The organism is Salmonella sp. SA14318 (genome assembly GCF_029866905.1).
GTDB classification, from domain to species: Bacteria; Pseudomonadota; Gammaproteobacteria; order Enterobacterales; family Enterobacteriaceae; genus Salmonella; species Salmonella enterica.
Map to the genome: position 1 here is coordinate 4,269,660 of NZ_CP123282.1, position 16,701 is coordinate 4,286,360.

Sequence of the window (16,701 nt, forward strand, 5' to 3'; positions counted from 1 at the left end):
GGGGCCTCCGTTATTATGCGTGTTCTTCTTGATTATCTACAGGTAGCGTAACTTCATTAACGGCGAAAACATCAATAGCGCCGTTATTGTGCCCTACAGAACTCGTTGAAGGGGAATCATTAATATCATCCTCGGTCTTTCCTCTTGCATTCATTGCGTTCACAATATCCGCCGAGGAGTGATCGACTGAGAATGTTTTCTCCTTAATCAGGAAATCATCGTCCTTATCAATGAATTTCACGTCCATAGTATATTCACCATCTTCCAAAGATAGCGGAACTTCGAATATTGCTTTCTGGTTAGTTATCGGCAGAGTAAACTCTTCTCCTTCAAACATAACACTGACATTAACAATATTCTCAGGTACTGATATTTCAAAAGAAGGTGTCTGACTAATTGAACGATCTATTTCATCCCCAGAGTCAGCGTTTAACAATGTAATACTATAGGCTGTCTCCTTCACCACGCTTTCTTCCGCCGCCGACGGCACTGTACGAAGATGCGTAGCGCTTTCGGCATTCACTGTTTCAGACTCCGGTGGAGTAACCGCTGTTGCCGTGGCGTCATCGCTCGCATCGTCATGCTGGCTATCCGCTGTTACCGTCACCGTTGAGTCAACCGTCACCTCCAGCGAAGCAGATTGCAGTGAGTTCCCCGCGCGATCCACCACCGTCACGCTCAGCGTGTAGGTACCATCATTCCAGGCGGCTGGCGGCGTGAAGGTCCAGCCATCCGCGCCTTGCGTCGCCTGATAGATGTCTGTCACGCCATTATGCGTCACGTTTACAGTCACCCCGGTCACATCAGCATCAATATGCTGCAGCGTGAACTTAGGCTGGGTGTGATTGTGATTCGTCACGTTATCGCTGTCTGAAGCGCCATTGTCTTCACCTGCTGCCAGCGCAATCTCCGGCACGGTCAGCGTACTGTCGATCGTAACGGTAATGGGTAACGAGTTTTTCTGATTACCCGCGGCATCGCTTGCGATTACCGATATCGTATAGGAACCATCAGCTAACGGTGTACCTGGCGTAAAGAACCAAACGCCATCGGCATTTTTTTCAGCATTATATACGGTCCCATTGATATCGACCTGAACGACCACAACATCGCTTTCCAGATTCCCGATAATAAAGGTAGGTTGCTTATCTCGCGTAATATTATCGCCCACCGTACCACTGTCCGAGTCTGGAGATAATGAAATAACGGGAACCTCTTTCATGATATCGAGAGGGACATCATCACTCCGGTTACCAATCGCATCCACACTCGTAATGGTAAACTTCCCTTCCGATGGATACGGAATCGCCATACTCCATTTACCATTATCAGGAACGGTTAACGTATAAGTATTTCCATTACTATCGGTTATTATTAGCTGAGATTTGGCTTCCGCCGTTCCCTGCATAATAATTAGATCGTTGACAATATCTGAATAAGTTACGACCGGAGCGTTTGGCGGCGTTCGATCAATAAATATTTCATGTACCTCTTCCTTACGGTTGCCTGCGTTATCCTCAATACTCAAAGTGATATCGTATTTCCCTTCCGGAAGCTGATCGGTCGATAACTCCCACTGCCCATTAGCCGCAACGACAGCGGTTGCCAGCGTGACCCCTGCCACGATTAATGATACCGTAGCGCCAATTTCCCCCATACCTCTCATGGTAATAGTGGAGCTATTACTCCACCAGTCCGTTTTCGATGATGATTTATTGTCATCAAGCTCGCTGGTAAATACCTGGATATGCGTATCGACCCAAATGGAATACTTTTCCTGATTGACGTTACCAGCACGGTCCGTAGATTTAACAGTGATATCCAGCTGGCCTTCTGTGAAATAAAGCGGGTTCACCGGCATCTGCCAGTGGCCTTTGTCATTAACCCAAACTTCCCCCACATTTAAGCCATTAATGATGATTTCTATTTTACTATTGGGCTCGGCACTGCCACTAAACAATAAGTTACGTGTCGTGTCCGTTATATATATTTTGCCATCACTACCGGTCATCTCTGCTAACGTTTGTCCGCCGATAGAATCAATGGCGACAGGCGTCGTATTAAAGGTATCGATAGTAAAGTTTAGCGTTTTCGAGGTAGCCGTGTTGCCTGCTTTATCGGTGATAACATAATAAATGCTATGGGAACCATCGCCCAACGGTGACTCAGGTCGATAAACTTGATTTCTGTCCGTCACCGTGATCGTATCGACTAGCACTCCATCAATGAAAATCTGAACACTCTGGTTCATTTCTCCAAAAATACTAAACGCAGGCCGGGTTTGACTCGTTATACTATCATTACTGAAAATACCGTTATCAGAACCTGCCATCATAACAGGATTATCGATAAACGTACTGGTATCTATCGTGACGAGTAAGCGAGGCGATTCTGCCGTATTACCTGCCGGGTCTTCGGCAACCACTCGGATAGAATATTCACCATCTTTTAACGCATTATCAAACTGATAGGACCAGGTTCCATCTTCAAGCACAAGCACATTTGCCACGATCTTTTCATCCACATAAATATGGATTGTGGCTCCCGCTTCTGCGGTGCCTACTAACACAGGCTTGTTGTGACTAGTAATCAGATCGTCAAGTGAACCAGAGTTGCTCGCATCTTCAAGGTTGAGCGTTGGGAAGTCGGTTGATGAATCGACATCCACGCTATAATCCTTGCTCACTTCAGTGTTACCAGCAACGTCAGTAATGCTGAAATGAATATTAAACTTACCATCATCTTGCAGCAGTATCGGTGCGCGCCATGTGCCATCAGCCTCAACCATAACAACGTTGACTAATTTACCATCGACAAAGATGCTGACCTGAGAACCAGCCTCCCCGACACCTGAGACTGACAACGCCCGGTTATTAGAGAGGGCCGGTAATGAATCTTCATCAATGTCAAAGACAGCAATTTGAGAATCGATTGTCACGGTTGTAATCGCAGACTCAACCCGGTTACCAGCAGTATCCGTAGCAACAAATTGCACCTGATACTCGCCGTCGGCGCTATTTGCCGGCATGGTATAGCTAATATTACCTGACGAACTCGCCTCTACTGTGCCTTGTAACACACCATTAATATAAACCTGTACCGTCGCGCCGGGATCGGTCATGGCAACCAGTACCGGAGACTTATTATTGGTAATCAGATCATATTTATCACCGCTATTAGTATCCCGACTTAATGAAATATCGCTGATTTCAATCTGCGTATCATGTTCTATCAGAATATCTTTTTGTTGGCTGTTGCCCGCTTTATCTTCCGATACCACGACAAAGGCATTACTACCTTCACGCAGATCTAATTCTGCGCTCCATCGACCATCATTGCCTACCACCAGGGTAGCAATAACCACCCCCTGCGGATTCCTGATGGTTAAAGTACTTCCGGCTTCGGCAGTACCATCGATGGTGACATGAGATTTATTGGTGATCCAGTCGCCAACTTTGCCACTGTCATCAGCTTCGCGTAATACCACGGTTAACGGCGAAATTACCGTATCCAGTATTACATTCTGCGGACCAAACTCTCTGATATTGCCGGCAACGTCTTCAACTTTAAACGTTAATTCATAATTACCGTCATTACCCAAAGCGGGTAATACTACGCCCCAGTGTCCTGCGCCTGTCGTATAAGCAATCGCTTTTTCAACGCCATTCACAAAGATAGTGATTTTGCTGTTTGGCTCACTGGTGCCGCCAATCTCCGGCGTCACCGTATTGATATATCCGCCCTCATGCATTCCAGATATATTCCATACCAGTTCAGCAACCTCGGTATCGATAGTGACATCAACGGCGGTAGAACGCAGTTCGCTATTATCGCGAGGGTTGACGATACCCACCTGGACGACATAATGGCCATCTTTCATTTCCGATAACTGGAAAGTATATCGACCCGCTGTATCCGCTGTCGCCTCGCCGACCTTCACGCCATCCACATAAATACTCACAATCGCATTAGGTAACGTGTTCCCAACCAGGGTCGGCGTTTTATTATTCGTCGTAAAGTCTCCTAAGGCACCACTATCGCTCTCCTCGCTGAGCTTTATGGTTGGAGGCGTGACATCAATAACAGGTATTACGACAGGAAAGTCGACCTGCGACGATTCATTACCCGCTTTATCTTTGGCAACAATGCTCACAACATAGGAGCCTGGCGCTAATACTGATGGCGGCGTCCAACTCCATTCGCCATTCGCATTGGCGTTTGCCGAGCCGACCACTTTCCCATCCCACTGAATCATAATCGTCGAGAACGCTTCGGCTAGCCCTTTGAACTCAGGACGCAGGCTGGTTGCTTCATACTGATCATCAATAGATGGATCCGAAAGGCGAATGGTAGGATCGATCGTAACCGTATCGATAGTGAATCTTTCCTGCGTTTGCGCAGTATTTCCCGCGACATCTGTTGCGACGACGTTGATGGTATACATGCCATCCGGCAGTATATTCGGCGTCACACTCCAGTTGCCATCGGCGCCAACCGTAATCGTGTGTTTTAGAACCTCCCGACCTGACTTATCGTCAACAATGGTAATCACCAGTTTCGCATTAGGCTCCGCAGTACCTTCGAATTTGGGATTTTGCTTATTCGTAAGGTTATCGCTATTGGAGCTGCCGGTATCAGACGCTGGCTCCATTCTGACACTGACGCTTGTCGTGGTATCAATGGTAAAGGGCAGCTTAGTTTCAGAAGTATTTCCGGCAATATCTCTGAAGACAACAACGGCTTCATATACGCCATCGTTTAGCGCAACGGGAACCTGAAATTCCCAGAGGTTATTGCCATTTGCCGTAACCGGATAAGAAACGCCGTTAATTCTGATTACAACAGTATCAATATCGGCGGGTACATTGCCAATAACGAAACGTGGTTTAGTGACACTCGTAATATTATCAACAGCGCTTTCGCCAGTATCATCCGCATCCAGCAAATCAATACGGGGATCAGAAACAACAGTGTCTATTGTGAATGATACCTCTTTGCTAATTTTATTACCTGCGATATCTTCAGCCACTATTTCTATTTTGTAAGTTCCATCCACTAACGGTGTATCAGGGGTAAATAGCCATTTATTACCTGCCCCCTGAGTCAGTGTGCTGGATTTCCCGTTTAAAATTACCGTCACGCTCTGCAGCGGTTCTCTGGCTGAAATTTCAAAACGTGGAGAGGTAATATTCGTAATACCATCCGTAGAATCCTTTCCGGCGTCGTCCAGCATCACGACGCTCAGGCCGTCAATCTGCGTATCCACGGTGAAGCCCAGCGTGGAATTTGCCGTATTCCCTGCCCGATCCGTCGCCTGGACATGGAGAGTATAATGACCATCAGACAATGCGCTACCTGCAGTAAATTGCCACTGCCCGGCCGCATTTTTACTGACAGGCGTCCAGTTTACGCCATCGAAAGAAACCAGCACCGATGTCACATCATCAGGCGTTGCAATTTCAAAAGAGGGACGGGTAGCATTGGTGACATTATCGTGATCGTTGACGCCGCTATCTGTTGTTAACGTAACACTGTCAATCTGAACCTGCGTGTCGATTTCAATCTTCAGTTCGGCCGATGTTTTGGTATTACCAGCAATATCCGTTACGGTAACAGAGATCGTATGCTGACCGTCAGACAGTGGTTGATCCGGCGTAAAGGTTAAATTCCCCCCTGTGTTTTCAATGGTGTAATCCCGACCATCAATATGAACCACAATGTGTGATACATCATTATCGACATTACCGATAATAAACACCGGTTTGTTAATCCTGGTAAGATTATCATTAGTATCATCACCAGTATCATGGGTGGGATCGAGTACAATTGTCGGCTCTCGCAGAGTCGTATCAATCGTAAACTGCAGCGTTTCTTGCGCAACGTTGCCGGCGATATCAGTCACATCAACCAAGAGAGTGTGTTGCCCATCAGGTAATGCCGAACCGACATTAAATATCCAGCGGCCATCCCCTCCTTTTGTGAGTTCAATCCAATTAGCGGCGTTATCGATTTTAACGCGCACATGGGTAATATCATCAGCGGTAACAATACTAAACTGCGGCTTGTCGACTTTGGTAATGTTATCTACATCGCTATCACCGCTATCTGTAACCAACGTGACGCTTTCAATTTCAGCCGTCGTATCTATCACAACAGGTAATGGTTTCGATGTCGCGGTATTTCCGGCCTTATCTTCAACCGTAACGGTAATATTATAAGAACCATCCGGAATGGCATTGCCTGGTGTAAATTGCCAACCAGCCCCAACCTTAGTCGCGTTATAATCATGACCATCAATCGTCACCACGACTTTGATAACATCGGGGTCAACATTACCAATCGTAAAGGTGGGTCGTGAAATATTAGTGATATTATCGGCGGTATTCGCTCCGGTATCTTGTCCTGCGTCTAAAGCAATAGTCGGAACCTGTATATTAGTATCGATATTAAATACTAAATCTTTATTCGCAATATTACCTGCCTGATCCGTGGCCTCTACGCGAAGGGTATATGTGCCGTCAACCAGAGTATTCGGGGTGTCAAAAATCCACTGTCCGTCGGCATTTTTGCGTATCACATTCCAGTTAGCGCCACCATCCAGGGTTACGCGTACCTGGATGACATCACCAGGAACGTCAATTCTGAATGACGGTTTAGCAACATTCGTTAATTGATCATTCTGCACGCCAGTATCATTAAGCAATACGATATTGTTAATGGTTGTCGTGGTATCAATACGCACCTCTAACGGCGCAGATTCTTTTACATTCCCCGCCAGATCTTCCACCACAACGGCTAACTGATATGAGCCATCAGCCCAGCTCGCAGAAGGCGTAAAGCGCCATTGACCATTGGTGAATACCGCCGCTTCCTCGTGCGTTTTACCGTTGTAAGTTACTTTGACCATCACGCGCGTAACGTCAGAATCAACCTGGCGTATGTCGAACACAGGCCGATCGTGTTTGGTGAGGCGATCGCCAACAGTACCGCTATCTTCGCCGGCCGCCAGCTCAATCACCGGCGTAGTCAACGAACCGTCTATCGTCACCTTTAAAGGCGCGGATGTTTGCTGGTTGCCTGCCACATCTGTTACCGTCACGGTGAATGTGTAGCTACCGTCCGCCAAAGCAGAATCCGGTCGATAGCGCCAGCCGTCGGCTGATTCGGTGAGTACCACCGTTTTAAACGTGCCGTTATGCTCAATACTCAATTCCACGTGTCGAACATCTTTATCGATACTCCCCAACACAAATACTGGTTGAGTGACGCTGGTCAGATTATCGTTCTTATTCTGTCCGGTATCCTGATCGGGCGCCAGCTCAATGGTTGGCGTCAACAACGTGATGTCGATAGTGAAATTGAGCGTCTCCGTCATCTTATTACCCGCACCGTCAGTCACTTCCACGGTCAGGGTATGCTGTCCCTCTGGCATATCCGTCGGCCAGGTGTAATCCCAAATGCCAGCCGTCGAACTCTTGATTGCAGTAACCCAGGTCGTGCCGCCGTCAATACTCAGAAGAACCTTTTCCACATCATCCGGTACCGAGATCTGGAACTGCGGACGCACATGTTTTGTCACATTATCGCCAGGGACGCCGCTATCGTTGACTAATTCAATACGATCAATGGCTATTTGCGTATCCACTGTCACCGTCAGCGGCGTAGACGGACGCGTATTTCCCGCCCGATCCTCCACTGTCACCGTCAGCGTATAATCACCGTCGCCCCACGGCGCTGGCGGTGTAAAGCTCCATCCTCCAGCCCCCTGTGTCGCGGTAAACGAGGTTGTCGTTCCATTATGCGTGACGCTGACTGTAACGTTGATAACATCCGAATCGATATTCTGCAGAATAAAGGTCGGTCGGGTGCGATTGGTCATATCATCGCCAGGCGTACCGGTATCATCCGTGCTATCCAGCGCAATGGTCGGCGTCGACAACCGGGTGTCGATGAAAAATTCAAGCGTTTGCGTCGCCGTATTGCCCGCTCTGTCGGTAACCATGACGGTTAGGGTGTGTTTTCCATCGCCCATATCCGTTGGCCAGGTATAGCCCCAGACACCTTCGATACCCTGCGCCGCGCTTACCCAGTTTGCGCCCCCATCAATGCTCAGTTGCACAGAATTCACATCCGCCGGCACCGTGATCTCAAACTGCGGACGGGTACTGTTAGTTAGATTGTCATCAGGCACGCCATGATCATTGACCAATGTAATATCAGTAATGCTGGTTTGCGTATCTACCGTCACTATCAGCGGCGTGGACTGGCGGACATTCCCCGCGTTATCCTGGACTTCTACCGTTAGCGTATAGCTACCGTCCGCCCAGTCAGCATCTGGCGTAAAGCGCCACTGTCCTCCAACCTGGGTTAGTGTCACTTCCTGGCTATTGCCGCCCTGTGTGATCCGCAAAATGACCGATTGCGCATCGGCGTCAATATTGCCAATGGTAAAGCCCGGTCTTTTGACGCTCGTAATATGATCGCCAATGGCACCTGTATCGTCCCTGCTATCCATAGCGATGGTAGGCGTTGACAGCCGGGTATCAATGGTAAAATCGAGCGTCTGCGTCGTCTGGTTTCCCGCCTTATCGGTCGCTTCTACCGTCAGGGTATGTAGCCCGTCGGTCACATCTTTCGGCCAGGTGTAATCCCAGATCCCTGCCGTGCCCTGTGTTGCACGAACCCACGTATTACCGCCGTCGATACTCAGACGTACCTCGTTGACATCCCCTGGCACCGTGACGCGGAAGTGTGGACGAACGTCATTGGTCAGGTTGTCGCCGGGAATACCGTTATCATTAACCAGTTCAATATCATCAATGGCAATATGGGTATCGACCGTAACCGTCAGCGGCGCTGAGTATTTTACGTTACCCGCATCATCCTCCACCCTCACCGTCAGCGTATGACTGCCATCCGCCCACATACCGGTCGGTGTCACGCTCCAGATGCCGGTCGCGCCTTTGGTGGCCGTCAGCACCTCTTTCGTGCCGCCATGCTGTACCTCAACCGTGACATACCGTGCGTCCGCGTCAATATTGCCCAGTATAAACGTCGGCTTATTCACGCTGGTCAGGTTATCGCCTTTTGTTCCGCTGTCGTCCGTGCTGTCCAGAGCGATAGTCGGTTCTGACAGTAGGGTATCGATGATGAAGTCCAGTTTCTGCGTCGTCTGGTTTCCCGCCTTGTCGGTCGCCTCCACTGTCAGGGTATGCTTACCCTCTCCCACATCAGCCAGCCAGGTATAATCCCAGACGCCCGGCGTCGCGCTCTGGGTAGCGTTGAACCACGTCTTGCCGCCGTCAATGCTCAGGCGTACCTCGTTAACATCCGTCGGTACCTTCACCTGGAACTGCGGACGCACGTTATTAGTCAGATTATCGTCGGGAATACCGCTGTCATTGACCAGTTCAATGTTATTAATGGCGATTTGCGTGTCCACCGTCACCGTCAGCGATGCAGAATGGCTGGTGTTCCCCGCTTTATCTTCGACTGACACACTCAGGGTATAATCACCCGCCCCCCATGATGTCGGCGGCGTAAAGGTCCATCCTCCTGCGTCTTTAGTCACGTCAAATGTGGTGGTGACGCCGCCATGCTCCACGCTGACCGTAACGCGAACGGCATCATCATCAATATGTTGCAGGTTAAATGTCGGCTGGGTGCGATTGGTCATGTTATCGCCCTGGACACCGGTATCGTCCGCACTATCCAGTACAATAACCGGCGTCGACAGCGTGGTATCAATAGTGAAGTCGAGCGTCCTGGTCACCGTATTGCCTGCGTTATCAGTCGCTTTCACCGTTAACGTGTAGTCATCATCTGCCAATGTCTTTGGCCAGGTATAATTCCAGACGCCCGACGTCGAGCTTTGCATCGCCTTAACCCAGGTTACACCGCCGTCAATACTCAGACTGACTTCGTTGACATCCCCTGGCACCGTGATGCGGAAATGTGGATTGGCGTCGTTAGTTAGATTGTCGCCCTTAGTACCGCTGTCATTAACCAGTTCAATATCATCAATGGTGATTTGGGTATCGACCGTAATCGTCAGCGGCACTGAGTATTTTACGTTACCCGCTTCATCCTCCACCCTCACCGTCAGCGTATGACTGCCATCCGCCCACATACCGGTCGGTGTCACGCTCCAGATGCCGGTCGCGCCTTTGGTGGCCGTCAGCACCTCTTTCGTGCCGCCATGCTGCACCTCAACCGTGACATACCGTGCGTCCGCGTCAATATTGCCCAGTATAAATGTCGGCTTATTCACGTTGGTCAGGTTATCGCCTTTTGTTCCGCTGTCGTCCGTGCTGTCCAGAGCGATAGTCGGCTCTGACAGTAGGGTATCGATGTTGAACTCCAGGTTCTGTGTTGCCTTGTTTCCCGCCGCGTCGGTCGCTTCCACCGTCAGAGTGTGAGAACCGTTAGCCACATCGGTCAGCCAGGTGTAATCCCAGACGCCCGGCGTCGCGCTCTGTGTGGCGTTAAACCACGTTTTGCCGCCGTCAATGCTCAGGCGCACCACGTTGACATCCGTCGGTACCGTCACCTGGAACTGCGGGCGCACGTTGTTGGTCAGATTGTCATTGGGGATACCACTGTCGTTAACCAGTTCAATATTGTCGATGCCGATTTGGGTATCGACAGTGACCTTCAGCGGCGCTGAGTGGCGAATATTACCCGCCTCATCTTTCACCGTTACCGTCAGCGTATAGTCGCCATCAGTCCACGCGCTGCCGGGTACAAAACGCCACTGCCCGTTAGTCTGCGTCAGCTCCACCTCCTCGCTGTGACCATCGCGCATCACCTGCACGACGACCTGAGTCACGTCAGAATCAATACCGCCGATAATAAAACCCGGCGTTTTAACGTTAGTCTTATTATCGTTGGCGGTGCCGCTATCATCTGCGCTATCCAGCGTGATGGTCGGTGTCGACAATGTGGTATCAATGATAAAATTGAGCGTTTCCGTCGCCGTGTTGCCTGCAACATCGGTTGCTTTCACTGTCAGGGTATACGTATTTTCGACCAGATCTGTCGGCCATATATACTCCCAAACGCCGTCAGACGTCAGCGTTGCGTTAACCCAGTTGATGCCGCCATCAAGACTCAGTTGCACAGAGTTCACGTCCGTCGGTACCGTAATATGAAACTGTGGACGTGCTTCATTGGTCAGGTTATCCCCGACAATACCCGTGTCATTAAGAAGCTCAATGCGATCAATAGACGTTTGCGTATCGATAGTCACCGTCAGCGGCGCAGAATAATTTGTATTACCCGCCTTATCTTCTACCTTTACCGTCAACGTATAGTCGCCATCGGTCCAGGCTGCGCCCGGCGTAAAGCGCCACACACCGCCGTTCTTAATCAACTCTATCTGTTGGTTCTTACCATCATGCGCCACCGTCACCACCACTTTGGTCACGTCGGCGTCAATATTACCGAGGGTAAAGCCTGGCATCTTAACGTTGGTGATGTTATCGCCAGCGGCGCTATCATCCGCACTGTCCAGGGTAATCGTCGGTTCTGACAGCAGGGTATCGATGATGAAGTCCAGTTTCTGCGTCGTCTGGTTTCCCGCCTTGTCGGTCGCTTCCACCATCAGGGTGTGAGGGCCGTTAGCCACATTCGTCAGCCAGGTATAATCCCAGACGCCCGACGTCGCGCTCTGCGTGGCGTCAAACCACGTTTTGCCGCCATCAATGCTCAGTCTTACACCGTTAACATCCGCCGGTACTGTCACCTGAAAGTGCGGACGCGCTTCATTGGTCAGATTATCGCCGGGGATACCGCTGTCGTTAACCAGTTCAATACGGTCAATGGCGATATGCGTGTCCACTGTCACCGTCAACGGCGCGGACTGCTTCACATTTCCGGCCCTATCTTCTACCTTCACCGTCAGGATATAGTCGCCGTCCGCCCAGTCGCTGGTCGGCGCAAAGCGCCACTGTCCGCCGGTCTGAACCAGTGGCACCTCCTGTTTAATGCCATTGTGCATTACCTCCACTATCACCCTGCTGACATCGGTATCAATATTGTTGAGGGTAAAGCCCGGCGTTTTAACATTGGTGATATTATCGCCCGCGATGCCGCTGTCATCTGCGCTGTCCAGCGAGAGGGTCGGCACAGACAGAGTGGTATCGATGGTGAAATCGAGCGTCTGTGTTGCCTTATTTCCCGCCTCATCGGTCGCTTCTACCGTCAGGGTATAGCCTCCGTCGGCCACATCATCCGGCCAGATATACTCCCAAACCCCGGCTGCCTTCAGCGCCGCTGTTACCCACGTCTTGCCGCCGTCAATGCTCAGGCGTACCTCGTTAACATCCGTCGGTACCGTCACCTGGAAATGTGGACGCACGTTATTAGTCAGATTATCGTTGGGAATACCGCTGTCATTGACCAGTTCAATGTTATTAATGGCGATTTGCGTGTCCACCGTCACCGTCAGCGATGCAGAATGGCTGGTGTTCCCCGCTTTATCTTCGACTGACACACTCAGGGTATAATCACCATCCGCCCATAATGCCGGCGGCGTAAAGGTCCATCCGCCTGTGCCTTTCGTGGCGTCAAATGTGGTGGTGACGCCGCCATGCTCCACGCTGACCGTAACGCGAACGGCATCATCATCAATATGCTGCAGGGCAAATGTCGGCTGGGTGCGATTGGTCATGTTATCGCCCTGGACACCGGTATCGTCCGCGCTATTCAGTACGATGACCGGCGTCGACAGCGTGGTATCCACCGCGAAATCGATGGTCTTCGTCACTGTATTGCCTGCTTTATCAGTCGCTTCCACCGTTAGCGTGTATTGACCATCTGCCAGGTCTGTCGGCCAGATATACTCCCAGCTGCCTGCCACGCCCGGGGTTGCCTGAACCCACGAATGACCACCGTCAATGCTCAGACGGACTTCATTGACATCCGTAGGTACCGTCACACGAAAGTGGGGACGGTCGTCGTTGGTCATATTATCGCCTTTCACGCCGCTATCGTTGACCAGTTCCACCCCATCAATGGCGATTTGGGTATCGATAACGACCGTCAGCGGCGCTGAGTAGTTGGTATTTCCTGCCTTATCTTCTACTTTCACCGTTAACGTGTAGCTGCCATCCGTCCACGTATTCCCTGGTGTAAATAACCAACTACCATTGAGGTGGGAAAGTTCGATCTCTTCGCTCACGCCATTGTGCATCACCTGTACGACGACCCGATGCGCATCGGCATCAACACCGGAAATAGCAAAACCTGGCTTATTGATATTGGTCAGGTTATCGCCTGTAACCCCCGTATCATCCTTAGAAAGCAGGGAAATCACCGGCGTTGATACTGTGGTATCGATAGTAAAATCGAATACCGCGCTGTTCGCTTTATTACCCGCAATGTCCTCAACCTTGACATAAACCTGATGCAAGCCTTCCGTTAAATCTGAAGTAAAGGTATAGGCCCATGAACCATCAGGTTGTTGCGTGGCAACACCGATCTGCGTATCAGACGCGGCATCCCATACCTGAACACTGATAATGTCCGGATCAATATCTTTTAGGTGCAAGGTAGGTTTAACGATATTCGTTAAATTATCATCTGCAATTCCCGAATCTGAATCCGGGCTCAATGAAACTATCGGTATTGAAATAGCAGTATCGACGCTAATTAAGAAAGGATCCGAATGAGCAATGTTGCCAGCGATATCTTCAACTGAAGCGGTTATTCTATGATCGCCATCAACCAAACCTTGATCGGCTTTCAGGGTATACTCCCATCTGCCATCTTTATTTGTTCTGACCTCAGCGATCAGTGCGCCATCAATATAGAGTTTAACCGTTGAATAGGGTGCAGCGGTCCCTGTCAGTGCAGGATTCTTTTCATTAATAATATGGTCTGTATTATCAACCCCCGTATCGTTGACCAACTCTATTGTTGGTTTTTGCGTTTGCGTTACGATTTGGAAATTATACGCTGATGAAGAGGCAGTATTACCGGCAATATCTTCTACTTTTACCGTTACGTCATGCGAGCCATCGGATAACGCTGTGGTAAATTGAAAATTCCATACACCATCATCGCCAGCAATAGCCTCACCACTTAACACACCGTCAACATAGATGGAAACCTTAGCATTAGCTTCAGCCATCCCGGTAAACAACGGCGTATTAATTTTAGTAATCATATCGCCTTTAACGCCAGAGTCAGCGCTATCATGCAACATAACAGTAGGGATCGGCGTAAAGCTATCAATGGTAAGCTGATAATCTACAGATGACGTTCTTCCTAAAGGATCGATGGATTCAACCGTAATCTTATAAACATTGTCAGACAGATTTCGGGAAATATCAAAATTCCAGTTACCGTCTGCATCTGCAGTCGTCACGCCTATCGTTTTACCATCGATAAGGATATTTACGGTAGCAAACCTATCCGCTGTACCCAGTAATGTCAGAGCATTATGTTTATTGGTAATCCAGTCGCCTTTTGCACCAGAATCATCACTGGCATCGAGTTCCGCTTTTGGAGGTACAACTTCAGTTTGAATAGTAAAAGAATATTTAACAGTAGAGGATTTATTGCCGGCGGCATCCTGAGAAATGATTTCAATATCATAGGCGCCCTGAAGAAATTTATTACTAAACTGATAATTCCAGGTCCCGTTTGAATCAACCTCAATGCTGTCATATAATTTACCATCTCGCATCAATAAGATGGTAGACTTTGGCTCTGCCGTACCGACTAAAGCCGGTAAATCATTCCCTGATAAAATTATACCATTCGGCAAAACAACATAATCTTCCAAAGAAACTGTCGGAGGTACAGGGGCAACAGTATCAATAACGTAACTAAAGGAAAAATCCTTTTTGTTGCCAGCGACATCTTCAACAGTGAACGTAAGATTGTTAACCCCTTCCACTGAGTCTGAAGTGAAATTGAACGTCCATTCACCCTGGTCATTCGCTTTAAAAACAACCTCTTCGCCAGTTTCACTATTTATAACACTGATAATAGCATTTGGCTCAGTTTTACCTGTAAAGGTTGGGCGAGTATTGTTAGTAACGTTATCACCGACAATACCGCTATCATCAGTCGTTTCAATCTCAGCGCTGAAATAGCTGATACGTGTATCAATAGTAAAAGGCAGATTTGCCGTCGCTGAGGTATGCCCGGCAATATCAGTAGCTGTTGCTGTTATATTGTATTCGCCATCCTTGAGCGGCGTAGTAAGCGTATAGCTCCATGTCCCATCTTTAGCAACAATGACCTCACCAAGATGCTTAAGTCCAAGATAAATAGAGACTGTAGAACCGGGTTCCGCCACACCAATAAATGTTGGCAGGGTGCTATTTGTAATGTTGTCATTTTTAATGCCGGAATCACTACTATCATCCAGCTCAATCGTCGGCTTTTCCGGAGGAATGGTGTCGGTTATGATACTATCCGTCGTTTCGTTTTTATTACCTGCTTTATCTACAGCAACGACTTTTATACTATTTTCACCCTCAGATAATTCATTATCCTTAAATTCATAACTCCAGTTTCCATCTTTATCGACATCAACGCTGGCAACCAGTTTATTATCTACATAAATGTCAACCTTAGCATTCTCTTCCGCCGTACCAACAATTGAAGGCGTCAAGGTCGGCGTTAAGCCCTTATGACCGGACACACTACTTTCAGGCGAAAGTTCAAATGTTGGTTTATCGGTAACGGAATCGATAGTAATGACAAGTTTGGCGCTACCGCTCCCATCAGCAGTCTTAGCCTCTGCCTCCAGATTGTATGTTCCATCAGTCAATGTTTCAGGCGCTGTGAAGGTGAAGTTACCCAAACTATCCGCTACAGCCTGGCCGACAGCAATACCATTAATTTTAATAATGACCGTGGCATTGGGAGCAGTGCTACCTACAAACTGAGGTTTGGTAAAATTAGTTATACTATCATCTTTGCTACCGCTGTTACTCTCGGCCGCAAGCGCTAATGTGACTTTAAGCGGCTCTTTAACAGACTCGGCATCGAGCTTATTTTCCTCATTTTTACTGCTATTACTTTTGCCAGTGCTGGTATTTTTATTAATAGGTTGAGGAAGAACCTTTTCAGCATCGTTCTGCTTAGAAGCCTGCGTTGCTTTAGCCTGTGTATTTTGCTGGGAAGCATCGCTTTGCTGAGCCAGATTGTCTTTTGCTACATTGTCAGCCAAAAATTCCTGCAGCATTTCTTCCATTTGCTTTGACGAGTTCTGTACTTCAAACGCTTCATTGAGCGCTTTTTCTGCAGCCTCCTTAGCTTTCTCTGCTTCTTCCTTCGCCTTATCAGCTTCTTTCTTTGCGTTTTCAGCATCGTCAAGCTGCTTTTTTAATTCATCCTCTTCCTTCTTATTTCGTCGTTTGCCATTACCTTTCTTTTCTACCTGAGCAGAATCAACCAATGAGCTGTCAATTCTCTCCAGTTGAATATCTTTTAAATCTACGCTGCCCAGAATTTTAGCGCCGGTAATAGTCTTATCTTTAAATTTAACAGCGAGGTTATTGCCTTTGATACTTGAATAAAGAGCGCCATTGACAATGATCACTGACCCACGCGGCGTGGTAATGTTCATGTCTGGCCCCGAAAGAGAAACTTTTGCGCCTTTGGCATTACCCAAAGAAGATAAATCAATTACAGAATTTTGATCGGCAAAAAACTTTTGTATGCTTTTATTTCCCATAATATTAT

General features: G+C 48.5%; 1 protein-coding gene. It reads right to left on the reverse strand.

The window, feature by feature from the left end; all coding sequences use genetic code 11:
- Nucleotides 1-13: 13 nt before the first annotated feature.
- Nucleotides 14-16,693, reverse strand: a complete 16,680-nt coding sequence (siiE, locus tag QEN32_RS20385; protein ID WP_265322060.1) for a non-fimbrial adhesin SiiE — start codon at nucleotides 16,691-16,693, stop codon at nucleotides 14-16.
- Nucleotides 16,694-16,701: the final 8 nt, after the last annotated feature.

Coding starts and splice junctions, on each gene's coding strand:
- siiE (WP_265322060.1), bottom strand. CDS start 16,693: ATGGGAAATAAAAGCATACAAAAGTTTTTTGCCGATCAAAATTCTGTA.